Source organism: Flavobacterium sp., from assembly GCF_032153895.1.
Taxonomy (GTDB): domain Bacteria; phylum Bacteroidota; class Bacteroidia; order Flavobacteriales; family Flavobacteriaceae; genus Flavobacterium.
The window spans coordinates 68,972-92,434 of sequence record NZ_JALDYN010000006.1 but is presented as its reverse complement, the minus strand read 5'-3'; the positions used below and the strand labels follow the sequence as shown (position 1 = coordinate 92,434).

At 36.2% G+C, this 23,463-nt stretch carries 24 protein-coding genes; 16 read left to right on the top strand and 8 right to left on the bottom strand.

Annotated features, from left to right (window positions below):
• Nucleotide 1: 1 nt before the first annotated feature.
• From RUH60_RS04200 to RUH60_RS04170, 7 genes are read left to right on the top strand one after another with little or no spacing between them, the layout of a single operon-like run.
• On the top strand, nt 2–391 hold the full coding sequence (locus tag RUH60_RS04200; protein ID WP_313805741.1) for a hypothetical protein: 390 nt from the start codon (nt 2–4) through the stop codon (nt 389–391).
• Nucleotides 392–892, top strand: a complete 501-nt coding sequence (locus RUH60_RS04195; RefSeq protein ID WP_313805739.1) for a DUF421 domain-containing protein — start codon at nt 392–394, stop codon at nt 890–892.
• Nucleotides 889–1,473, top strand: coding sequence for a TMEM175 family protein (locus RUH60_RS04190; protein WP_313805737.1), 585 nt, complete (start codon nt 889–891; stop codon nt 1,471–1,473). Before RUH60_RS04195 ends, RUH60_RS04190 begins: the two co-directional genes overlap by 4 nt.
• Nucleotides 1,474–1,477: 4 nt before the next feature.
• The gene (locus RUH60_RS04185; protein ID WP_313805735.1) at nt 1,478–1,906 is read left to right on the top strand and encodes an SRPBCC domain-containing protein; all 429 of its coding nucleotides are present in this window, start codon (nt 1,478–1,480) and stop codon (nt 1,904–1,906) included.
• A 5-nt stretch (nt 1,907–1,911) separates the two neighbouring features.
• Complete coding sequence (locus RUH60_RS04180) at nt 1,912–2,109, top strand: GldL-related protein (RefSeq protein WP_313805733.1); 198 nt, start codon at nt 1,912–1,914, stop codon at nt 2,107–2,109.
• A gap of 3 nt (nt 2,110–2,112) precedes the next feature.
• Nucleotides 2,113–2,478: a DUF1304 domain-containing protein gene (locus tag RUH60_RS04175; RefSeq protein ID WP_313805731.1), complete on the top strand. Its 366-nt coding sequence runs from the start codon at nt 2,113–2,115 to the stop codon at nt 2,476–2,478.
• Nucleotides 2,479–2,491: 13 nt separating this feature from the next.
• Nucleotides 2,492–3,379, top strand: coding sequence for a DPP IV N-terminal domain-containing protein (locus tag RUH60_RS04170; protein ID WP_313805729.1), 888 nt, complete (start codon nt 2,492–2,494; stop codon nt 3,377–3,379).
• 27 nt (nt 3,380–3,406) lie between these two features.
• On the opposite strand, the gene hutH is transcribed toward RUH60_RS04170, so the two are convergent.
• Nucleotides 3,407–4,915: a histidine ammonia-lyase gene (hutH, locus tag RUH60_RS04165; protein WP_313805727.1), complete on the bottom strand. Its 1,509-nt coding sequence runs from the start codon at nt 4,913–4,915 to the stop codon at nt 3,407–3,409.
• Between the two features lie 129 nt (nt 4,916–5,044).
• On the opposite strand from hutH, the gene RUH60_RS04160 reads away from it, so the two are divergent.
• Complete coding sequence (locus RUH60_RS04160; protein WP_313805725.1) at nt 5,045–6,406, top strand: TlpA disulfide reductase family protein; 1,362 nt, start codon at nt 5,045–5,047, stop codon at nt 6,404–6,406.
• 45 nt (nt 6,407–6,451) lie between these two features.
• Here the strand turns inward: RUH60_RS04160 and RUH60_RS04155 are convergent, their stop codons facing one another.
• Nucleotides 6,452–7,300: an NAD(P)H-hydrate dehydratase gene (locus RUH60_RS04155; protein WP_313805723.1), complete on the bottom strand. Its 849-nt coding sequence runs from the start codon at nt 7,298–7,300 to the stop codon at nt 6,452–6,454.
• Nucleotides 7,301–7,392: 92 nt separating this feature from the next.
• Here RUH60_RS04155 and gcvT point away from each other — a divergent pair, with 92 nt between their 5' ends.
• Complete coding sequence (gene gcvT, locus RUH60_RS04150; RefSeq protein ID WP_313805721.1) at nt 7,393–8,475, top strand: glycine cleavage system aminomethyltransferase GcvT; 1,083 nt, start codon at nt 7,393–7,395, stop codon at nt 8,473–8,475.
• A gap of 49 nt (nt 8,476–8,524) precedes the next feature.
• Here the strand turns inward: gcvT and RUH60_RS04145 are convergent, their stop codons facing one another.
• Complete coding sequence (locus RUH60_RS04145; RefSeq protein ID WP_313805719.1) at nt 8,525–9,166, bottom strand: porin family protein; 642 nt, start codon at nt 9,164–9,166, stop codon at nt 8,525–8,527.
• 119 nt (nt 9,167–9,285) lie between these two features.
• Here RUH60_RS04145 and RUH60_RS04140 point away from each other — a divergent pair, with 119 nt between their 5' ends.
• On the top strand, nt 9,286–9,996 hold the full coding sequence (locus RUH60_RS04140; RefSeq protein ID WP_313805717.1) for a YebC/PmpR family DNA-binding transcriptional regulator: 711 nt from the start codon (nt 9,286–9,288) through the stop codon (nt 9,994–9,996).
• A 119-nt stretch (nt 9,997–10,115) separates the two neighbouring features.
• Here RUH60_RS04140 and RUH60_RS04135 read toward each other — a convergent pair whose 3' ends face one another.
• Together RUH60_RS04135 and RUH60_RS04130 are read right to left on the bottom strand one after the other, a co-directional pair.
• Nucleotides 10,116–11,156 (bottom strand): cysteine synthase family protein, encoded by a 1,041-nt coding sequence (locus RUH60_RS04135; RefSeq protein WP_313805716.1) that lies wholly within the window; start codon nt 11,154–11,156, stop codon nt 10,116–10,118.
• Between the two features lie 81 nt (nt 11,157–11,237).
• Complete coding sequence (locus RUH60_RS04130) at nt 11,238–13,373, bottom strand: S9 family peptidase (RefSeq protein WP_409559652.1); 2,136 nt, start codon at nt 13,371–13,373, stop codon at nt 11,238–11,240.
• Nucleotides 13,374–13,442: 69 nt separating this feature from the next.
• On the opposite strand from RUH60_RS04130, the gene RUH60_RS04125 reads away from it, so the two are divergent.
• Both RUH60_RS04125 and RUH60_RS04120 read left to right on the top strand, forming a co-directional pair.
• The gene (locus RUH60_RS04125; RefSeq protein WP_313805712.1) at nt 13,443–13,766 is read left to right on the top strand and encodes a YbaB/EbfC family nucleoid-associated protein; all 324 of its coding nucleotides are present in this window, start codon (nt 13,443–13,445) and stop codon (nt 13,764–13,766) included.
• A gap of 8 nt (nt 13,767–13,774) precedes the next feature.
• The gene (locus RUH60_RS04120) at nt 13,775–15,475 is read left to right on the top strand and encodes an RluA family pseudouridine synthase (protein ID WP_313805710.1); all 1,701 of its coding nucleotides are present in this window, start codon (nt 13,775–13,777) and stop codon (nt 15,473–15,475) included.
• Here the strand turns inward: RUH60_RS04120 and RUH60_RS04115 are convergent.
• Entirely contained in the window at nt 15,472–16,497 is a 1,026-nt protein-coding gene (locus tag RUH60_RS04115) for a GntG family PLP-dependent aldolase (protein WP_313805708.1), read from the bottom strand. The genes RUH60_RS04120 and RUH60_RS04115 overlap by 4 nt on opposite strands.
• A gap of 49 nt (nt 16,498–16,546) precedes the next feature.
• Between RUH60_RS04115 and prfB the strand changes: the two genes are divergently transcribed.
• Nucleotides 16,547–17,645 (top strand): peptide chain release factor 2 gene (prfB, locus tag RUH60_RS04110; RefSeq protein WP_313805706.1). Its coding sequence is split into 2 segments (ribosomal slippage): nt 16,547–16,609 and nt 16,611–17,645, totalling 1,098 coding nucleotides; the frame shifts between segments, so codons are not numbered across the junction.
• Nucleotides 17,646–17,694: 49 nt separating this feature from the next.
• On the opposite strand, the gene RUH60_RS04105 is transcribed toward prfB, so the two are convergent.
• Both RUH60_RS04105 and RUH60_RS04100 read right to left on the bottom strand, forming a co-directional pair.
• Complete coding sequence (locus tag RUH60_RS04105; RefSeq protein ID WP_313805704.1) at nt 17,695–18,774, bottom strand: inorganic phosphate transporter; 1,080 nt, start codon at nt 18,772–18,774, stop codon at nt 17,695–17,697.
• A 30-nt stretch (nt 18,775–18,804) separates the two neighbouring features.
• On the bottom strand, nt 18,805–19,449 hold the full coding sequence (locus tag RUH60_RS04100) for a DUF47 family protein (protein ID WP_313805702.1): 645 nt from the start codon (nt 19,447–19,449) through the stop codon (nt 18,805–18,807).
• A 181-nt stretch (nt 19,450–19,630) separates the two neighbouring features.
• On the opposite strand from RUH60_RS04100, the gene RUH60_RS04095 reads away from it, so the two are divergent.
• From RUH60_RS04095 to RUH60_RS04085, 3 genes are all read left to right on the top strand, one after another.
• Nucleotides 19,631–21,274, top strand: coding sequence for an acyl-CoA carboxylase subunit beta (locus RUH60_RS04095; RefSeq protein ID WP_313805700.1), 1,644 nt, complete (start codon nt 19,631–19,633; stop codon nt 21,272–21,274).
• A 10-nt stretch (nt 21,275–21,284) separates the two neighbouring features.
• On the top strand, nt 21,285–21,713 hold the full coding sequence (locus RUH60_RS04090) for a hypothetical protein (RefSeq protein WP_313805698.1): 429 nt from the start codon (nt 21,285–21,287) through the stop codon (nt 21,711–21,713).
• Nucleotides 21,714–21,782: 69 nt separating this feature from the next.
• Nucleotides 21,783–23,399, top strand: coding sequence for a M1 family metallopeptidase (locus RUH60_RS04085; RefSeq protein ID WP_313805696.1), 1,617 nt, complete (start codon nt 21,783–21,785; stop codon nt 23,397–23,399).
• Nucleotides 23,400–23,463: the final 64 nt, after the last annotated feature.

The following is a 23,463-nucleotide window of genomic DNA, read 5'->3' as shown; positions in this document are numbered from 1 at the left end:
AATGAAAAAAATAATTGTTACCTGTTTTTTACTATGCTGTTCACTTGTAAATTTTGCACAAGAGAAAAAATGTTCAGACTTTAAAAACGGAACCTTTCAGTTAAATGACACTGAAAACAACATCTCCTATTTGATTGAAAGAAATGGTAAGAAACAAGTTGAATATAAAATAGGCGAAAATATCAAAGTAGAATTTGATGTTACATGGCTTTCTGACTGTACTTACACACTTAAACCGACAAAAGAATCTGCCGAGTTTTTAAAATCTGATTTCGAATTGATTGTTGAAATTATTGAGATTAAAGACAATTCAATGGTTTTAAAAATGTATCCTGACGGATCACCAGAATATGCAATTACTGACGAAGTAGAAATTATTCGGTCCTTGTAAATGAACCCATATCTTGACATAATTCTGCGAAGCGTAGCCGTTTATTTCTTCATGGTTATTGCTTTGCGGATTTTTGGCAAGAAAGAACTTTCCCAACTTAACACTTCTGATGTTATTCTCATTTTGCTGATTAGCAACTCAGTACAAAATGCTATGGTCGGCCCAGACACCAGTCTTTTAGGCGGATTGACAGCAGCATTTGTATTATTTCTGATAAACTTCCTGCTAAAAAAACTAATGTTTAAATACAAAGGATTTAGCAACTTAATGCATGACAAACCTCAAATTTTAATTCACAACGGAAAAACCGATTTCCAAATTCTTGCAAAACTCGGAATTACAGACGACGAATTACAAGAAGCCATGCGGGAACACGGCGTTGAACACTACAAAGAAGTAAAACTTGCCATGCTTGAAATTGACGGTAACATCAGTATCATTTCGGGCGAAAACGAATTACGACAAACACATCACAAAAAAAGAGCACATAAAACATTATGAATAAAAATCGTTTAGAAGCCTTTAGTGACGGCGTATTAGCCATTGTAATCACCATCATGGTCTTAGAAATGAAAACTCCGGAAGGCACCGATTTAAAATCATTGCTGAAACTTTTCCCTGTTTTCATCAGTTATGTTTTAAGTTTTATTTACGTTGGGATTTATTGGAACAATCACCATCATATGATGCACACGGTCAAGCATGTAACAGGTTCAATTTTATGGGCAAATCTGCATTTATTGTTTTGGCTTTCCTTAATTCCCTTTACAACTGCGTGGATTGGCGAACATCATTTTGCTCCTTTTCCAATGCTTTTTTACGGCTTTGTTTTATTGATGTGCGGAATCGCTTATGTTATCCTTCAAAATTTAATCATCAAAAAACACAGTAAAGATTCGATACTTTCTAAAGCTGTTGGTAATGATTTCAAAGGAAAAGCTTCTGCTGTTTTGTACTTAATCGCAATACTTTCAACATATTATCACGAAGGAATTTCCGCTTTCATTTATATTTTCGTAGCTTTAATGTGGTTAATTCCAGACAAACGCATTGAGAAAATTTTAGAATCTGAAAACAATTAAAAAAATGTTCACGATTTATCACGATTTTATAATCAATACTTCCAAGGAAAAAGTTTTCGAAGCAGTAAGCACACCGGAAGGTTTAAACAATTGGTGGACTTTAAACAGTAAAGGAAATCCTGCTCTTGGAGAAACTTTCAATTTGTATTTTGGGGAAGAATACGATTGGTATACCGAAATAACAAAGTTTTCTAAAGACAAAGAAATTGAATTCAAAACCACTATTGCCATGCAAGAATGGCTACCGACCAGTTTCGGGTTCAAATTAACCGAAGTAAAGCCAAGCGAAACCTATGTTCGGTTTTACCATAAAGACTGGACAGAAATCAGTCAGGAATACCGTCAGGCTAGTTTTTGCTGGGCAGATTTATTGCGACAAATGAAACAATATTTAGAAAAAGGAATCATCACGCCTTTTGAACAAAGAAGTTAAATATCATGAAATACAAATACATTTTAATTCTTTTTATTTTAGGTTTCATGCTTTCGGTTATCGGAGCACTTTTTAAGATAATGCATTGGCCAGGAGCTTCAAAAATGTTATTGTTCGGAATGTTGAGCGAAGCTTTTTCAGGTCTTTTGTTGATTATTAAAATCATTAAAGATCAAAATCCTAACAGTTTTTTAAACAAATAAGCAATGACACTACTTTCAAAAATTTTAATCGCTTTTGTGGCAGTTCTTCACCTCTATATTATGTGGTTAGAAATGTTTGCCTGGACAACTCGTGCTAAAAAAGTTTTCAAAAAAGTTCCGGCTGAAATGTTCGAAAAAACAAAACAAATGGCTGGAAATCAAGGCTTGTACAACGGGTTTTTAGCTGCCGGTTTAATCTGGTCGTTGTTAATTTGTGATGTATATTGGAGTTTTTACATTGCTTTGTTTTTCTTAAGTTGTGTATTCATTGCTGGTGTTTACGGAGCAATTACTGTTCAGAAATCGATTTTTTACGTGCAATCGGTTCCGGCGATTTTGGCGATAATTTCAATCCATTTTATGAAATAAGATGAAAACAGTAATGATAAATACTATTGTTATTTTAAGTTCAACTTTAGGTTTTACGCAACAGCAATCGTTAGGAAAGATTGGTTTTGTTTCAACTAGAGACGGGAATTACGAAGTCTACACGATGAATTCCGATGGAAGTAGTCAGACCAACATCAGCAACAACCCAAAAACTGATTACGGTTTCAGCTGGTCGTTCGATTGTAAAAAGGTCCTCTTCTACTCCAACCGTGACGGCAATGATGAAATTTATGTTATGAACAGTAATGGTTCCGAAGTGATGAATCTGACGAACAACAGTTCAAACGACAGAATTCCGGTATATTCCGCAGATAATTCAAAAATTGCTTTCGTTTCCGACCGAAGTCATAAAAAAGGTGATATTTTCATTATGGATGCCGATGGAAAAAACATCATTCAAATCACTAAAAATGAGTATTTTGAAGAATCACCATCATTTTCCAATAACAGTAAAAAGCTATTGTTTACAAGAGAACTCAAAGATTTAACCAATCCGAAAGCTTCTGGAAACGGTGAAATTTTCAGCATCGATTTAAGAACTAAAAAAGAAGCCCAACTTACCAACAAAGAAGGTTACGATTCCGGAGCCGTATTTTCTCCAAACGGAAAGAAAATTGCTTTTTACGGCTATGACAAGGCTAAAAAATTCTATGATATCTATCTGATGAATCCTGACGGAAGTAATTTGGAGAAATTAACCGATGATGCTACCGAAGACTATTCTCCAACTTGGTCACCAGACGGCAACTGGCTTGCTTTTACAAGAGGTGATGCTTCCAATTATGATATTTGGCTCATCAATATCAACACTAAGGAACTGAAACGTTTAACGGACAATCCGAAACGGGACGAATCGCCATTTTGGTGTCCTATGAAATAAAAAAGCCTCTTAATTGAGGCTTTTTTGTTATTCTAATACTTCGTTATCCAATTGCAAACTGTTCAAGAAAGCGATTGATTTTTCGATGTCGTAATGTAAAATTCTGTCGTCCTGAACCAAAGGAACTTCTTCTCTGTACGATTTTAAGAACGTTTCAATAAACTCACTTGATTTTAAAGGTCTTCGGAATTCGATTGCCTGAGAAGCATTCATCAACTCAATCGCTATAATACGCTCCAAATTCTCCATGATTTTCAAACATTTCGTTGCAGCATTCGCTCCCATCGAAACGTGATCTTCCTGACCGTTCGACGAAACAATACTGTCAATACTTGCCGGCGTTGCCAACTGTTTGTTCTGACTTACGATACTTGCCGCAGTATATTGTGGAATCATGAAACCAGAGTTTAAACCTGGGTTACTTACCAAAAAGGCTGGTAAATCGCGTAAACCTGAAATCAACTGATAAGTTCTTCTTTCCGAAATACTTCCTAATTCTGCTAAAGCAATTCCTAAAAAATCCAAAGCTAAAGCTAAAGGTTGTCCGTGGAAATTTCCGCCTGAAAGAATTAAATCCTCATTCATGAAAATGTTCGGATTGTCGGTTACAGAATTGATTTCTGTCTTAAACACTTTCTTTACATAATCAATCGTATCTTTCGAAGCGCCATGTACTTGTGGAATACAACGGAACGAATACGGATCCTGAACATTCACTTTCGGGCGAGCGATGATTTCACTATCTTCCAACAATTCGTTGAAACGTCTCGCGGTATTAATTTGTCCTTTGTGCGGACGAACAATATGAATCAATTCATTAAATGGATCTATTCTGCCGTCAAATCCTTCTAATGAAATTGCTCCCACAACATCCGCTAAATAGGAATATTTACAAGCTTTTAGCAATACATAACATCCGTAAGAACTCATAAACTGGGTTCCGTTCAACAATGCTAAACCTTCTTTTGATTGTAAAGTAATCGGCTTCCATCCTTTTTTCTCCAACACTTTCATTGCCGGTTGACGGAATCCATCTGCATAAACTTCGCCTTCACCAATTAACGGCAAACACAAATGTGCTAAAGGCGCCAAATCTCCGGAAGCTCCCAACGAACCTTGTGTGTAAACAACCGGTAAAATATCATTGTTATAAAAGTCGATCAATCGTTCAACAGTTGCCAACTGAACACCCGAATTTCCGTAGCTTAACGATTTGATTTTCAGCAACAACATAATTTTCACAATCTCATGAGGTACTTCATCACCAGTTCCGCAGGCGTGCGACTTCATCAAGTTTTCCTGAAGCTGAGAAAGGTTTTCATTCGAAATTTTCACATTACACAATGAACCGAAACCAGTATTGATTCCGTAAATAGGTTCGCCGTGGGTTGCCATCTTCTTGTCTAAATACTGACGGCATTTTTCAATATTGACACGCGCCTCTTCGGATAAGCCTAAAGTATGATTTTGTGTAATAATTTCATGAAGCAATTCCAGTGTAAAAACATCAGAACTGATATAATGTACTGTTTCCATTTTAAGTTGTTAGTTTGCGGCTCAAAATTCCGTAAAAACAGACGAAAAAGCAAGTTTAATTATTAGTATTTCGTTATGAAATTATTCTTTTCATTTTTACTACATTTGGGCAACTAATAACTATTAAACATGAAAAACACACTTTTTTTATTGCTGGCTGTTGTTCTGGCTTCTTTTACCACGCCGAAAGCAACCATTACAGTTTCCGGAAAAATTACCAATACTGAGGATGGTTTGGTGAAAATTAAAGGAGAATCTTTTGAAAAAGAAATCAAATTAAAAGCCGATGGATCGTTTAGCGAAACCTTTCAAATCGATTATAACGGTACTTATAATTTGGCTACCAAAAACAATCGCTCATCATTATATTTAAGTAATGAATCCAAATTGAATATTACAGCTGATGATAAAAACTTCCCTACTACTTTAAAATTTACAGGAGCAGGAAGTGCTGAAAATCAATATTTTGCTGAAAAATCTACCGCTATGAACACTGCGTTAGGAAGTACGCAAACATTTTATGCCTTAGATGAAGCTGCTTTTCTTGCTAAAATTAAAGAAGTGAAAGCGTCGGTTTCTGATTTGTTGAATAAATCTAAAGTTTCTGCTGCTTTCAAAAAAAACGAACTGAACAGCATCAACTATTTTGAACAATTACAGTTGTTGAACTATCCACAGTATCACGCACATTATGGAAAAATTGAAGGTTTTAAGCCATCAGAATCTTTTCCTAAATATGACGAAAAAACGAATTTAGATAATGAAAATGACTTTTTGTTTTCTTCTTCATACAAACAATTAGTTGCTACTAAATTCAATAACGATTTGTATTCAAAAATGGCTGAAGGTGATGAATACACATACAAATTAGCTTTACCAAAAATCAAAGAAGTAAAAAGTGCTGCTATCAGAAATGCTCATATTCAAAATTTAGCTTACGAAGTTGGTGCCGGAAATCCGGAAGCGACAATGCTTTACAACGAGATTATGACCATATCTACAGATGCTAAATTCAAAGAAGGATTAACTGAAAAGTTCAATAAAATCAAAACATTAACGCCTGGAAATGTTTCTCCGAAGTTTGATTACGAAAACTATAAAGGAGGAAAAACTTCTTTAGAAAGCTTAAAAGGAAAATACGTTTATATTGACGTTTGGGCTACTTGGTGTGGACCTTGTCGTCGTGAAATTCCAAGTTTACAGAAAATTGAAGAACAATATCACGGAAAAAACATCGAATTCGTAAGCATGTCTATTGACGCCAAAAAAGATTACGAAAAATGGAGAAAGTTTGTGGACGAAAAGAAATTAGGCGGAATCCAATTATTTGCAGATAACGACTGGAATTCAAAATTTGTAACCGATTATGCTATTGAAGGAATTCCGAGATTTATTTTGGTTGACCCGAACGGAAATATCGTTTCAGCTGACGCTCCTCGCCCATCAGATCCTAAATTGATTGCGAAATTTGATGAGTTAGGAATTAAATAATTTCATTACAATACTATAAATGAGGCTGCTTTTAAGTAGCCTTTTTTAATGCTCAAATATTAAAAATGCTTTCCCTAAAAACTGTATGATGTCCGAAGCCGTAAAAGCATGATTACCAGTTTCCGGAAGCGCCAAATCTGCTGTTAAACCATGAAGATAAACACCTAAAATTGCAGCATCAATCGGATGGTAATGTTGAGCTATCAAACCTGTTATGATTCCGGTTAAAACATCGCCGCTTCCCGCAGTTGCCAAAGCCTGATTTCCAGTAGTGTTTTCGTAAACAGCATTTTTGGAAACAATTAATGTTGGTGCGCCTTTTACAACCATAATTACATCGTATTCAACTGCAAAATCTTTTACTTTTTCCAACATTTCCAACTTGGAATCCCAGCTACCAATTAAACGTTCCAATTCTTTCTGATGTGGTGTCAGTACAGTATGCTTCGGCAACAATTCCATCCAATTTTTATTATCGGATAGAATGTTCAGTCCATCTGCATCAATAACTAAGGGAACAACATTTTTTCTCAGAAAGTTAAACATCGCTTGATGTGTGTCCAAATCCTGTCCCATTCCCATTCCTAAACCGATAGCCTGCAATGAAAGTTTATGATCTATAGCTATTAAATGTTCGTTATAATCATCCGTAAGTACCATAATTTCAGGAATTGCCTCTTGTACAATGGTATAGCCACATTTCGGAATATAAGCCGTGACCAATCCCGCACCCGATTTCAAACAGGCTTTCGCCGACAAACAGACTGCTCCCATTTTACCGTAACTGCCGCCAACAATGAGCGCATGTCCTTGTACGCCTTTATGAGCATCTTTAGAAATGTCTTTAAATCGTTTGACAACTTCCCCTTTGTCTATCAAAATATGCTTTTCCATAACATAAATTTACAAAATATAGCCGTTTTATCACTTTGTAACTCGCTAAAAAATCGGTACATTAGCATCCGAAAAATAACAAACAACATCAAATGAAAAATACAGCATTAACGCACGTTCACGAAAGTTTAGGAGCTAAAATGGTTCCGTTTGCAGGTTACAATATGCCGGTTCAGTACGAAGGAGTTAACATTGAACACGAAACAGTTCGTAACGGTGTAGGTGTTTTTGACGTTTCCCACATGGGCGAATTCTTTTTGAAAGGCGAAAATGCTTTGGCTTTAATTCAGAAAGTAACTTCAAACGACGCTTCTAAATTAGTCGACGGAAAAGCACAATATTCTTGCTTACCTAACAACGAAGGCGGAATTGTAGATGATTTAATCGTTTACAAAATTGCTGACAATCATTATATGCTAGTCGTAAATGCCTCAAACATTGAAAAAGACTGGAATTGGATTGCTTCACACAACGATTTAGGTGTTGAAATGATTGACAATTCTGAGGCTTATTCGTTATTGGCGATTCAAGGACCAAAAGCGGCTGAAGCTATGCAGTCATTAACGACTATCGATTTAGTAAACATGCCTTATTATTCTTTTCAGATTGGTGAATTTGCCGGTGTGAAAGATGTAATTGTTTCGGCTACAGGTTATACCGGTTCAGGAGGATTTGAAATTTATTTCAAAAATGAAGATGCTGCTACTATTTGGGCAAGAGTTTTCGAAGCAGGTGCTGCTTTCGGAATCAAACCAATCGGATTGGCTGCGCGTGATACCTTACGTTTAGAAATGGGCTTCTGCTTGTACGGAAACGACATCAACGATACGACTTCTCCATTGGAAGCTGGTTTAGGATGGATTACGAAATTCGACAAAGAATTTACCAATTCCGCAAATCTGAAAAAACAGAAAGAAGAAGGCGTTACTCGCAAATTAGTTGGTTTTGAAATGGAAGAAAGAGGAATTCCACGTCATGATTACGAAATCGTTGATGCTGACGGAAAAGTGATTGGTATAGTAACTTCGGGAACACAATCACCTTCTTTAGGAAAAGCAATTGGTTTAGGTTATGTTCCTACAGCATTGTCAACTCCGGAATCAGAAATTTATATCCGAATCAGAAATAAAGATTTGAAAGCAAAAGTGGTGAAATTACCGTTTTATAAAAAGTAATTTCTATTGAATAAAAAGCAAAAAGCCGATTCTGAGAATCGGCTTTTTTTTATAATTTAAAGACAGCTCCAACATTAAAACTTCCAAAAACATTGACGATATCATTGTCGCCGCCATCTTCCCTTTTATTAACTTCGATTAAACTGACACTTTCGTAATGATCTAACATAATACTGAATTTATCATTCACTTGAATTTTATAACCAATTCCGAAAGAAAAACTTAATTGCAATGGTTTTACATAATCTTTTAAATCCTGTGGCATATTAAAACCATAATCTGTCGGATCATAACTAGACTGGTAAGCATCAGCTTTTGCAGAAGTTAAAATTCCAACACTTGTTCCAAAATTCAAATACCATTTTCTTGTACTACCAAAGTGCCAATTAATATTAACCGGAATGGTCAAATAATCTAGTTTTTCTTTGTAATCTGAATTAAAAATTGTACCACCACTTCCCATTTTCTGATATAAAAGTCCCGAACGAATACTCCATCGGTTATTCAAAAAGTAATCACCGTAAGCACCTAAATGTACACTGTTAATTGGCTCACCAAGGTATTGATTTGACAAATAATTTGCTTGAGAAAAACCTACAATTGGAGTAATTTCAATCGTTCCTTTTTCTCTAATCTGAGAAAATCCTAAAAAACTACATCCGATTAGTACAAAACAAATAACTTTTTTCATGCTCAAAATTTAATTTTACACGAAAATATATTAAAAATCCTATATAAAAAAGATAAAAACATTAATTAATTTTAGTTAACGATTTCTTATTTTTGCAGTCGAAATAAATCATTTTAGAAATGGGAAGAGCGTTTGAATTTAGAAAAGCACGTAAAATGAAACGTTGGTCAGCAATGGCTAAAACGTTTACGAAAATTGGTAAAGACATCGTAATGGCGGTTAAAGAAGGTGGTCCAAATCCTGAAACTAACTCGCGATTAAGAGCCGTTATGCAGAATGCGAAAGCAGCTAACATGCCGAAAGACAACGTAGAACGCGCTATCAAAAAAGCTACCGATAAAGACACCGCCAACTTTAAAGAAGTATTGTTCGAAGGCTATGCACCACATGGAATCGCTATTCTTATTGAAACTGCTACTGATAACAATAACAGAACGGTTGCCAACATCAGAAGTTATTTCAACAAATGTAACGGAACTATGGGAACGCAAGGTTCTGTAGAATTCATGTTCGATCATACATGTAACTTCCGCATTCCGGCTGAAGGACAAGATGTTGAAGAATTAGAATTAGAAATGATTGATTTCGGTGTAGAAGAAATTTTCGCAGATGAAGACGGAATTGTAATGTACGCACCATTCGAGAGCTTCGGTTCTATTCAAAAAGAATTAGAAAACAGAGGATTAGAAATTTTATCATCAGGATTTGAAAGAATTCCGCAAATCACTAAAGAATTAACTCCTGAGCAAATTGCTGACGTTGAAAAATTATTAGAAAAAATTGAGGAAGATGATGATGTAATGAATGTTTTCCACACGATGCAGGAATAGTTTTAAGACAAACATAAATTTTAAAAGCTTCGAATAAAATCGGAGCTTTTTTATTTCCAACTATTTCTAAAATAAAAAACTCTGCCAAAAGACAGAGTTTTAAAATATTGTACAAAATCTTATTTTATAAATTCAATTTTCTGAGCTTCTTCAGCGTTGATGCTGTCAAAGAAACCTTGTTCGTTCATCCACTCATCACTGAAAACTTTACTCATATATCGAGAACCGTGATCTGGGAAGATAACTACAACATTACTGTTTTCGTCAAATTCTCCGTCTTCTGCAAATTGTTTAATTGCTTGCATCGCTGCACCAGAAGTATATCCTACGAATAAACCTTCTTTTTTTGCAATTTCTCTTGCCGTGTGAGCACTTTCTTCGTCGGTTACTTTTGTGAATTTATCAATCGAGTCGAAATCTGTCGCAGTTGGAATTAAATTCTTTCCTAAACCTTCAATTCTGTACGGATAAATTTCATCGTTGTCGAATTCTCTCGTTTCGTGGTATTTTTTTAAAACCGAACCAAAAGCATCAACTCCTAAAATTTTAATTCCCGGATTTTTTTCTTTTAAGAAACGAGCAGTTCCTGAAATTGTTCCTCCAGTTCCGCTACAAGCGATAAAGTGTGTGATTTTACCATTGGTTTGTTCCCAAATTTCAGGACCAGTGGTTTTATAATGCGCATCAACGTTTAATTCGTTAAAATACTGGTTGATGTAAACTGAACCTTTAGTTTCTTCATGTAAACGCTTTGCAACGTTATAATATGAACGAGGATCATCAGCAGAAACGTGAGCTGGACAAACATAAACTTTCGCTCCCATCGCACGCAACATATCAATTTTATCTTTTGAAGATTTTGAACTTACAGCAAGTACGCAATCATATCCTTTAATGATACTTACCATTGCCAAACTAAACCCAGTATTACCCGATGTAGTTTCAATAATAGTATCTCCAGGTTTTAAAATCCCTCTTTTCTCAGCTTCTTCGATGATATAAAGAGCAATTCTGTCTTTTGTAGAATGTCCCGGATTAAAAGCTTCTACCTTAGCATAGAAATTTCCTTTAAGTCCTTCGGTTATCGTATTCAGCTTTATTAGGGGCGTATTTCCTATTAATTCCAATACGTTATTATAGGCTTTTATTTCTTCTTTCATAAAAAATAAATTACTCAAGATGTGAATTTAATCATTTTTTGACATACTCACAACCTTGCAAATGTATAAAAAAAACTTTATCTACTTTTTAATTCCTTCTAAATCTAACAAAAAAGTATACTCTTTAGCTACTTCTTTTATCGCTTCAAATCGCCCGGAAGCACCACCATGACCGGTTTCCATGTTGGTATCCAAAAACAATTGACTATCTCCTATTTTTAATGTACGTAATTTAGCAACCCATTTCGCCGGTTCCCAATATTGTACCTGAGAATCATGTAAACCAGTCGTTATCAAAAGGTTAGGATATTTTTGTTTCACTACATTGTCATAAGGTGAATATGATAACATATAATCGTAATATTTTTTGTCATTCGGATTTCCCCATTCGTCGTACTCACCTGTTGTTAACGGAATCGAATCATCCAGCATTGTTGTCACCACATCCACAAACGGAACCTGTGCGATTACGCCATTGTACAAATTTGGTGCCATATTGATGATTGCTCCCATTAATAATCCACCGGCCGAACCACCTTCTGCATACAAATGTTTTTCAGAAGTATATTGCTGTTCAATCACATATTTGGAACAGTCGATGAAATCTGTGAACGTATTTTTCTTCTTCAATAATTTTCCGTTCTCATACCATTCGCGACCTAAATCTTCCCCTCCGCGAATATGAGCTATTCCATAAATGAAACCTCTATCTAACAAACTCAGGCGGATGGACGAAAAATAAGGATCCATCGAAGAACCATACGAACCGTAAGCATATAAAAGGAACGGATTGTTACCATCTTTTTTGATTCCTTTACGGTACACAATAGAAATTGGTACTTTGGTTCCATCCTGAGCTGTTGCCCAAACACGTTCTTCCGTATAATTGTTTTTGTCGAATTTTCCACCCAGAACCTGTTGTTCTTTCATGATGGTTTTTTCTTTGGTTTTCATGTTGAAATCGATAACCGAAGACGGAGTTGCCATCGACTGATATCCATAACGAAGAATTTCCGTATCAAAATCAACATTTGTAGAAGTATAAGCGGTATACGTTTCGATTTCAAAAGGCAAATAATATTCCCCTTTTCCGCTCCAAGGCATGATTCGGATTTTGTTTAGACCGTTGTTGCGCTCTTCCACTACCAAATAATCTCTGAAAATTTCGATGCCTTCCACCAAAGTTTCTTTTCTGTGCGGAATCAAATCCGTCCAATTTTCTTTAGCAGTAGCGTTTTCAGGCGTTTTCATCACTTTGAAATTCGTAGCCTTGTCTTTATTGGTTACGATGTAAAAACTGTCTCCGAAATGTGAAATGTTATACTCTAAACCTCTGGTTCTCTTCTGAAACACTCGAAACTGACCGTCAGGAGTATTGGATTCCAAAATCTGATATTCTGTAGTCATCGTACTGTTAGAACCAATTACCAAGTATTTTTTAGATTTTTCTTTGTAGATGTAAACCGAAAATGTATCGTCTTTTTCATGATAAACCAAGGCGTCATTTTTGGCATCAGAACCTAATTTATGCTTATAGATTTTCTCAGAACGTAACGTTACTAGGTCTTTTCTTGTGTAGAACAAGGTTTTGTTATCCGCAGCCCAAGTTGAACCACCAGTTGTTTTTTCTAATTTCACCGGAAGAATTTCACCTGTTTCCAAATTTTTAATCTGAATCGTATATTCTCTTCGGGAAACCGTATCCACACCAAAAGCACACCATTTATTGTCTTCACTTACATTCAATCCTCCTAACTGAAAATAAGCATGTCCTTTCGCCATTTCGTTGCAATCGAACATGATTTCTTCCTTAGCATCAAGACTCCCCTTTTTTCGGGCATAAATCGGGTAATCTTTTCCAATTTCGTAGCGAGTTATGTAGTAATATCCGTTATATAAATACGGTACCGAGCTATCATCTTCTTTAATTCTGGACTTCATTTCATCGAACAAATCTTTCTGAAATTGCTCGGTATGTGCTGTCATTTTTTTGTAATAGTCGTTCTCTTTATTCAGATAATCAATCACTTCCGTGTTTTCTCTTTCATTTAGCCAATAGTAATTATCAGTTCTTACATGACCGTGTTTTTCAAGTTTTTTGGGTTTAACTGCAGCAACTGGCGGAAGTAATTTATCACTCATTTTTGATGTTTTATTTTGTGCATTCGAGCCCGCAAAAATAAGGCAAACGTAACTAAAAAAGAATTGTTTTTTCATAATTCAAGATACTATTATCTCTAAGCAATTTACTAATTTTGCAGTTCTGTAATTATAAAATTTATCAACATGTTTGGAGACATCATGGGTATGATGGGAAAACTAAAAGAAACCCAACAAAAAATTGAAGATACTAAGAAACGATTAGATACTGTTTTAATTGACGAACAAAGCAACGACGGGCTTTTGAAGGTAACTTTAACTGCTAATCGCAAAGTAAAATCCATCGCGATTGATGATGCTTTATTAGAAGACAAAGAGCAACTAGAAGATTATTTGGTTTTAGTTATGAACAAAGCCATCGAAAAAGCAACCAATGTAAACGAAGCTGAATTAGGAGCCGTTGCCAAAGAAGGTATGCCGAACATTCCTGGTTTAGACATGTTTAAATAATTTAAAAAATGGATCTTTCCGAAAAAGACACAACGACTTGTTTTATCCCTTTTAAAGAGGATGTCAATTCTCATGCTTTGCCGGAGCGGTTCACCTTTCCGTTTTATTACGAGCCGCATCCGTTAGCGATTTTGGCTGCGAATGAACTACAACATCATCTTGAAAACCAATCCGAATGGGAGCATAATTTTGGTTTAAACGAAACTCAGGAAGGTTTGATTATCGGAAAAATGTTTGGCGTTTTAGTGGTTCGAAATCAAGACGGAAAACTAGGTTATTTGTGCGCTTTTTCAGGGAAGTTGGCCGGAGAAAATCACCACGATTTGTTTGTTCCGCCGGTTTTTGATATGTTGACTGAAGACGGATTTTTCAAAAAAGAAGAAGAAGTTTTAAACCAGATCAATGCCGAACTTGAAAGTTTAGAACAAAATTCAGAATATCTGGAACTTGGAGCTTTTTTCAAAAAAGAGCAACACCGGTTTTCAACAGAATTAACAGATTACAAAAAGCGAATCAAGATTTCTAAAAACGAACGCAAAGCCCAAAGAGAAAAAGCGGTTTCCGAAGGAATCGATGATTCTGATTTAGAAATCTTATTAGAGGAATTGCGAAAAGAAAGCCTAAAGCAAGCCTACTTTTTAAAAGATTTCATACGTCAATGGGAAATTAAATTAGCTGAAATTGAAGAAAACGTCAACGTCTTCCGAAATAGAATCAGCTTTTTGAAAGAAGAGCGCAAAAACAAATCCAATGCGCTTCAACAACAACTTTTCGAGCAATACAGCTTTTTAAATGCAAATGGCGAAACGAGAAGTTTATTCGATATTTTCAAAAATACAGTTCAGGGAAAACCGCCTGCTGCTGCGGGAGAATGTGCTGCGCCAAAATTATTGCATTATGCCTATCAGCATCAATTAGAACCAATTTGTATCGCCGAATTCTGGTGGGGACAATCGCCAAAATCTGAAATTCGAAAACACGGGCACTATTACCCTGCCTGTCGCGGAAAATGTGAACCGATTTTAGGACACATGCTTGAAGGTTTGCAAGTTGACGACAATCCGATGCTTATAAATCCGGCGGAAGGAGTTGCGTTAGAAACTGTTTATGAAGACGATTATTTAGCCATTGTAAACAAACCTGCTGAGTTTTTATCAGTTCCTGGAATTACAATTTCGGATTCGGTTTATGAACGAATGAAGCAAAAATATCCTAATGCAACTGGTCCATTGATTGTACATCGGTTGGATATGTCAACTTCGGGAATCATGGTTATTGCTAAAGATAAAGACACGCATAAATTTCTTCAAAGTCAATTCATAAAACGCACTATTAAAAAACGTTATGCTGCTTTACTTAACGGATTAGTTCAAAATGTAAACGGAGAAATTGATTTGCCGTTACGCGTTGATTTAGAAGACCGTCCACGACAATTAGTTTGCTACGAATACGGAAAACCTGCTAAAACAAAATGGCAGATTGTGGCGCAAAATGACAATACAACGAAAATTCATTTTTGGCCCATTACAGGAAGAACGCATCAGTTACGAGTTCACGCTTCTCATTCGTTAGGATTGAATTGTCCGATAATTGGTGATGATTTATACGGAACCAAGGCCGACCGATTACACCTTCACGCCGAATGGATAGAATTCAAACACCCGGCAACTAGAGAAATCGTTACTTTTGAAGTACCTGCAGAATTTTAAAGTTCGATTTTCTGTAACGCTTCCATCACGTAATCGTGCATTACTTGTTTGTAGTCTAAATGAGTTACAATTCGTAATTTTCCTTTCCCCATCGAACTGATGTAGATGTTTTTCTGCTTCAATTTTTCCATCAACTGATTTTCATCAAATTGTGGTTTTACTGAAAAGATAAGAATATTAGTTTCAATCGGTTCTACTTTATCAACCCAATACAATTGCTGTAGCAAAGCACCAATTTCTTTAGCACGTCGATGATCTTCTTCCAGTCTTCCAACATTATTCTGAAGTGCATACAAACCAGCAGCAGCTAAATAACCAATCTGACGCATTCCGCCACCTAACACTTTACGAACCCGCAAAGCTCTATGAATCGTTTCTTTATCACCTAATAGCAAAGAACCAACCGGAGCTCCCATTCCTTTTGACAAACAAACCGAAATCGTATCAAACAATTCTCCATATTGCTTCGGATGCTGACGTTTGGCCACTAAAGCATTCCATAAACGAGCGCCATCCAAATGGTATTTTAAATTATTATCGGTGCAAATCTGTTTGATTCGTTTCAACTCTTCGATATCATAACAAGCGCCGCCACCTTTATTGGTTGTGTTTTCAATGCAAACCAAAGAAGTTTTAGGGTTGTGATAAAATTCCGGATCGGTTAAATGTTCTTCAACTTGTGAAGCAGTTATCATCCCACGATTTCCATCCACTAAAGAACAAGAAACACCACTATTGAACGATGCTCCACCAGCTTCATACAAATAAACATGCGCCCATTTGTCACAAATTAATTGGTCACCTGGCTGCGTGTGCAATTTAATAGCGGCCTGATTTGCCATAGTTCCGGACGGAAAAAATAAAGCTGCTTCTTTACCAAATAAATCGGCCACGGTTTCTTCCAGTTCTACAGCGGTTGGATCTTGCCTGTACACATCATCTCCTACTTTGGCGCGAAACATATATTGCAACATTTCCGGTGTTGGTTTGGTAACCGTATCGCTAACTAAATTTATTTCCATATATCTAAAAAGGAATGTCTATTTTTGTGGCTATAAAATTATACTTTTTATGGTAAATACCGAACAGATTAAGGATATTATTGAGCGCCTTGGTGCGTTAAGGAGGTATCTTTGACATCGATAAGAAGCTTATCGAAATAACCAACGAGGAAGAAAAAACCTTTGCGCCAGACTTTTGGAACAACGCCAAAGAAGCTGAAGTTATTGTACGTAATCTGCGTTCTAAGAAAAAATGGGTAGAAGATTACGAAAAAGGCAATACCATGGCCGAAGAACTTCAAATTCTACTTGAGTTTTTTAAAGAAGGTGATGTTTCCGAAGACGAAGTTGACGAGCAATACCACAATACCGTTTTACATATTGAAAATCTGGAGTTCAAAAATATGCTTTCGGATGAAGGTGATACTATGAGCGCCGTTTTACAGATTACTGCCGGAGCCGGAGGAACAGAAAGTTGTGATTGGGCTTCGATGTTAATGCGGATGTATTTAATGTGGGGCGAAAAACAAGGCTACAAAATCAAGGAGTTGAACTTTCAGGAAGGCGATGTGGCCGGAATAAAAACCGTTACTCTTGAATTTGAAGGCGATTACGCTTTCGGATATTTAAAAGGCGAAAATGGTGTACACCGATTGGTGCGTATTTCTCCGTTTGATAGTAATGCGAAACGACACACTTCATTTGCTTCTGTTTATGTTTATCCGTTAGTGGATGATACGATCGAAATTGAAATCAATCCTGCAGATATTGAAATCACGACGTCGCGTTCAAGTGGTGCCGGTGGTCAGAATGTAAATAAGGTGGAAACGAAAGTTCAGTTATTTCACAAACCGACAGGAATTCAGATTCAGTGTTCGGAAACACGTTCACAACAAGATAACAGAACCAGAGCCATGCAAATGCTACGTTCTCAGTTGTATGAAATCGAGCTGAAAAAACAGATGGAACAACGAGCTGACATCGAAGCCAGTAAAATGAAAATCGAATGGGGTTCACAAATCCGTAACTATGTGATGCATCCTTATAAATTAATTAAAGATGTTCGAAGTGGTTACGAAACCAGCGATGTTGATGGCGTCATGAACGGAAACCTTGACGAATTCTTGAAAGCCTATCTGATGATGATGGGACAGAAAGAGGAAGAATAAAAAAATCCCGATGTAAGACATCGGGATTTTGTTTTTTTGAAAATATCGCTTAGATAAAAATCTTCAACAAATAATACATTAAACCAGCAATTAAAGCTGAAACCGGAATCGTTAAAATCCAAGCCCATAATAAGCTGATAGTAACTCCCCAACGAACCGCAGAAACACGTTTTGTGATTCCAACCCCGATAATTGAACCGGTAATTGTATGTGTTGTAGAAACCGGAACTCCTAAATGCTCTGTTAAATATAGGGTTACAGCACCGGCAGTTTCAGCAGCAACTCCTTCTAAAGGTGTTACTTTCGTGATTTTAGAACCCATTGTTTTAACGATTTTCCAACCGCCACTCAATGTTCCTAAACCGATGAAAACGAATGATACTAACGGAACCCAAGCCCAATCGTCTACGAAATGTGCAAAACGATCAGCACTTTCTAAGTTCACATAAGCCGGATCACCGATATTCATGTGATAACAAATTACTGCAGCACCGATAATACCCATAACTTTCTGAGCATCATTACCTCCGTGACCTAAACTGAATAAAGCGGAAGAAACCAACTGTAATTTTTTAAACCATTTATCCGCCTTGTGAGGATTTGCTTTTCGGCAAATGTTCAGAATCAATATGGTTATCATATAAGCCATAAACATCCCGACCAATGGCGCACAGAAGATAAATAAGAATGTTGGTAATACTTTAGCATAGTTAATAACATCAACTGTTTCACCGTTAATGATGGCTGAAAATGCTCCGGCATGAGCCAAAGCTGCTCCCATAAATCCACCTAATAAAGTATGTGATGATGATGACGGAATTCCTAATTTCCAAGTCAGTAAATTCCAGATGATAGCTGCAATTAATCCGGCAAGGATAACTTCTAAAGTAATAAAGTTCTCATCAACCGATTTGGCAATTGTATTACCAATTTTAAATTCTCCAATCCAGAATTTCGAAATGAAGTAAGCCGCAAAGTTAAAAACCGCAGCCCAAAGTACAGCCTGAAATGGTGTTAAAACCTTCGTTGCCACAATCGTAGCAATCGAGTTGGCTGCATCGTGAAAACCATTGATATAGTCGAATATCAAGGCCAATACAATGATTATGATTAATATCGTAAAATCCATAAGAATACGTTCAGAATAATTAAAAGATGATTAAGAATGTTTAACCACAATAGACTCTAAAACATTCGCCACACCTTTACATTTATCTGTAGCAGTTTCTAATGACGATAATACTTCTTTGTATTTGATGATATTTTTAGCATCGGTTTCGTTTTCGAAGATATCAGCAACTGCTTTATCGAATACATTATCCGCTTTGCTTTCTAATTTATTGATACGCTTACAAGCATCAGTAATCGATTTCAAATTGTTCATCCCTTTCAAATCCTGAATGGCTCCAGAAATTAACTGACAAGCTTCCAAGTTAATCTCAGTCAGTTTACGGATAGATTTCGTGATTTTTTCAACCTGATACAAACGCATTCTGCTTGCTCCACCGTGCATGTAATCCGCTACATCATCAATCGCTTTAATTAACGCGTGAATATCTTCACGGTCAAACGGAGTAATGAAGTTACGGCTCAACTCAAGGTGCGTTTTATGCGTAATCTCTTCAATATTTGCTTCTAATTCTTCAATCTTTTTGTAGTAATCTTCTCTTTCGTTTTTAGGAGCATTTACAGCTTCGTGTAACGTTTCAGCTAACAATGTTAAGTTTACTGCAGCTTGTTCGAATAAAGGAAAGAACTTCTTGTCTTTCGGTACCAAAAATTGGAAAATACTGTTTAATGACATGTGTGTGTTAATTTGTTGCCGCAAAAGTACCGGTGCAATGTTAAGTTAATGTTAAGTTAATGACAATTCATTTTTAATAAACACCGATTTCCAAAAGCTAAAAACTTTGTTTCCAAAGAACAAAAAGGTTTCGTATTTTAGCCAACCAAAATTACAGTTTTACAGTAAAAATAACTACATAATGGACATTAACTTCAATAAAAACGAAGATCACAACAAACTTTTACTTTCCGATTTAAAGCAACGTCTTGCCAAAGTAAAACTAGGCGGCGGAGAAAAACGCATCGAAAAACTGCATTCCGAAGGCAAAATGACTGCCCGAGAACGCATCGAATATTTATTAGATAAAGGCTCAAAAAGTATCGAAATCGGAGCATTTGTTGGTGACGGAATGTACAAAGAACACGGTGGTTGTCCTTCTGGTGGTGTAGTCGTGAAAATCGGATACATCAACGGAAAACAATGTGTGATTGTAGCTAACGACGCAACTGTAAAAGCCGGAGCCTGGTTTCCGATTACCGCTAAGAAAAACCTTCGCGCACAGGAAATTGCGATGGAAAATAAATTACCGATTATCTATTTAGTGGATTCAGCCGGAGTTTATTTACCGATGCAGGACGAAATTTTTCCAGACAAAGAACACTTCGGACGCATATTCCGTAACAATGCTATCATGAGCAGCATGGGAATTACGCAAATTGCTGCCGTTATGGGAAGTTGTGTTGCTGGAGGTGCTTATCTTCCAATTATGAGTGATGAAGCCCTTATCGTTGATAAAACCGGAAGTATCTTTTTAGCAGGAAGTTATTTAGTTAAAGCCGCAATTGGAGAAACTATTGACAATGAAACACTTGGAGGCGCAACAACACACTGTGAAATTTCAGGTGTCACCGATTATAAAGCCAAAGATGACAAAGATGCTTTGGACAGAATTCGCAGTGTTGTAGGCAAAATCGGTGATTATGAAAAAGCCGGTTACAATAGAATTAAAGCCGAAAAACCTGCTTTAGACGAAAACGAAATCTTCGGAATTTTACCAAAATCGAGAGCCGAACAATACGACATGATGGAAATCATTAAACGTTTGGTTGATAATTCTGAAGTTGATGAATACAAAGCCGGTTACGGGCAATCCATCATAACTGCTTACGCCAGAATTGATGGTTGGGCTGTCGGAATCGTAGCCAATCAGCGTAAAATCGTTAAAACAACCGGAGCAAAAACCAAACCAAGCGAAATGCAGTTTGGAGGTGTAATCTATTCTGATTCAGCTGATAAAGCAACTCGTTTTATTGCAAATTGTAATCAAAAGAAAATTCCATTAGTATTCGTTCACGATGTAACTGGTTTCATGGTAGGCTCAAAATCAGAGCATGGCGGAATCATTAAAGACGGTGCTAAAATGGTGAATGCCGTTTCCAATTCTGTGATTCCGAAATTTACGGTTGTAGTTGGAAATTCGTATGGCGCTGGAAACTACGCAATGTGCGGAAAAGCCTATGATCCAAGATTAATCTTCGCATGGCCTTCTGCAGAATTAGCCGTAATGGGTGGCGCTCAAGCCGCAAAAGTTTTAATGCAGATTGAAGCCGCTTCGTTAAAAGCCAAAGGCGAAGAAATCACTCCGGAAAAAGAAGAAGAATTATTCAACAAAATCAAATCACGTTACGACGAGCAAGTTTCACCCTATTACGCTGCATCACGTTTATGGACTGATGCGATCATCGATCCGTTAGACACCAGAAAATGGATTTCTATGGGAATTGAAGCAGCAAACCACGCTCCTATTGAGAAAGCGTTTAATTTAGGTGTGATTCAGGTTTAATTTTCAAAATATGAAAAAAATAGCATCACTTTGTATATTATTATCTTCTGTTTGTTTCGCTCAGGAAATTAAAATTGAGGATGATAAAGTATTCCTTGACGGAAAAGAATTTCTGAAATATGAAAAAGTTTCAGTTATCAATCACTCTTTTTTTGATTTGAACGGAAACGAAATTTTACATTATAAATGGTTGGATAATGACACACCGAGTTCCAACATGGATGATTATTACGTTTTGAACTTCATTAATGAGCGAAAAAAAGTAAAATCAAGAGATGTGGCGCAAATTGGTTCTTTTTTTAACTCAAGAAAATCCTGTGAGAAACTCATCAAGTGGATGCTTAAAGACAAAGTATTAAATCCTGACGGAACAATAAATCCTGAAAAGCTAGACATTTTATACCGAAAATACAACGAAGATGTAGAAAATTGGGATTAGAACGCTTTCAGTAACAAAAACATAAAATCTGCTACTTATTATTTGTAGCAGATTTTTTATTTTAGAACTATGAAAAACATACTTTATTCAGCATCATTGCTTTTGGGAATTCAATCGATTTCGGCTCAGAATTTCACTAGAAAAGATTCATTACAAGGTGGATTACGTCCTGAACGTACCAATTTTGATGTACAACGTTATGATTTAAACATCAAAATCAATCCTGAGGACAAATCCATTGTTGGTCATAATGATATCGCTTTTAAAGTTGTTGCTCAAACAAATAAAATTCAGATTGATCTTTTTGATAATATGAAGGTTGATAGTATTGTTTTCAATAAAAAGCAATTAAAATATAAAAGAGAATTTCATGCTGTTTTTATTGATTTCCCAACTGAATTAAACACTGGAACAGAAAATAAAATCCGTTTTTACTATTCCGGAAAACCAATAATTGCAAGAAATGCTCCATGGGACGGCGGTTTTGTTTTCACTACTGATACTCAAAACAAACCTTGGATTGGTGTTGCTGTTCAAGGAACAGGCGCTAGTTTATGGTATCCGGTAAAAGATACACAAAGTGACGAACCTGATTTTGGCGCTTCAGTAAAAGTGGCTGTTCCAAATGGATTAATGAATGTGTCCAACGGAAGATTTCTTGGAAGCGAAGATTTAAAAAACGGCTACACCCGTTGGGATTGGGAAGTTAAAAGCCCTATCAACACTTATGATGTAACAGTAAACATTGCCGATTACATTCACATTCACGACAACTACAAAGGATTAGATTTAGATTATTATGTTTTAAGAGCCAACGAAGAAAAAGCCCGCAAACATTTCGAAGAAGTAAAACCAATGATGGATTGCTTTCAGTCGAAATTCGGAACCTATCCATTTAAAGAAGATGGTTATAAATTAGTTGAAACTTCTTATTTAGGTATGGAACATCAAAGTGCTGTAGCTTATGGAAATAAATACAGAAAAGGTTATTTAGGAATGGACAGAAGTTATACCGGAATCGGATTAACCTTCGACTATATTACGATTCACGAAACCGGTCACGAGTGGTTCGGAAACAGTGTAACTTCCAAAGACATTGCCGATATGTGGATTCACGAAAGTTTCACAACCTATTCTGAAGCGGTATTTGTAGAATGTACATTAGGTTATGACAAAGCGATTCAGTACATCAACGGGCAAAAAATGAATGTGTCCAACGACAAACCAATAATTGGTCACTATGGAGTAAATCATGAAGGTTCAGGCGACATGTATGACAAAGGTTCGCTAATGCTGAATTCACTTCGCCACGTAATCAACGACGATGCTAAATGGTGGGCCATGCTTTTAAAATATTCCGAAACGTATCGCCATCAGATTATTGAAACACAAACAGTTGTTGATTTCTTCAATAAAGAAAGTGGATTAAACCTTACGCCTATTTTCAATCAATACCTGAGATATAAAGATGTTCCCGTTTTGGAATTCCGTCAGAAAAAGAAAAATATTGAAGTTCGCTGGAAAACCGATGTATCCGATTTCGATATGCCGATTGAATATGCTATTGATGGTAAAACGTTCCGTTATAAGGCTACAACATCATGGCAGAAATTACCTCAAAAGGCAACTACTGACAAAGTAGAGTTTAACACTAAAAAGATGTATTTTAAAACTTCCAAAGGGTAATTCTGTACATTTTGTCGATTTAATAGTCGGATTTAACGAAAATATTTTTTCTATTCACTTTAAA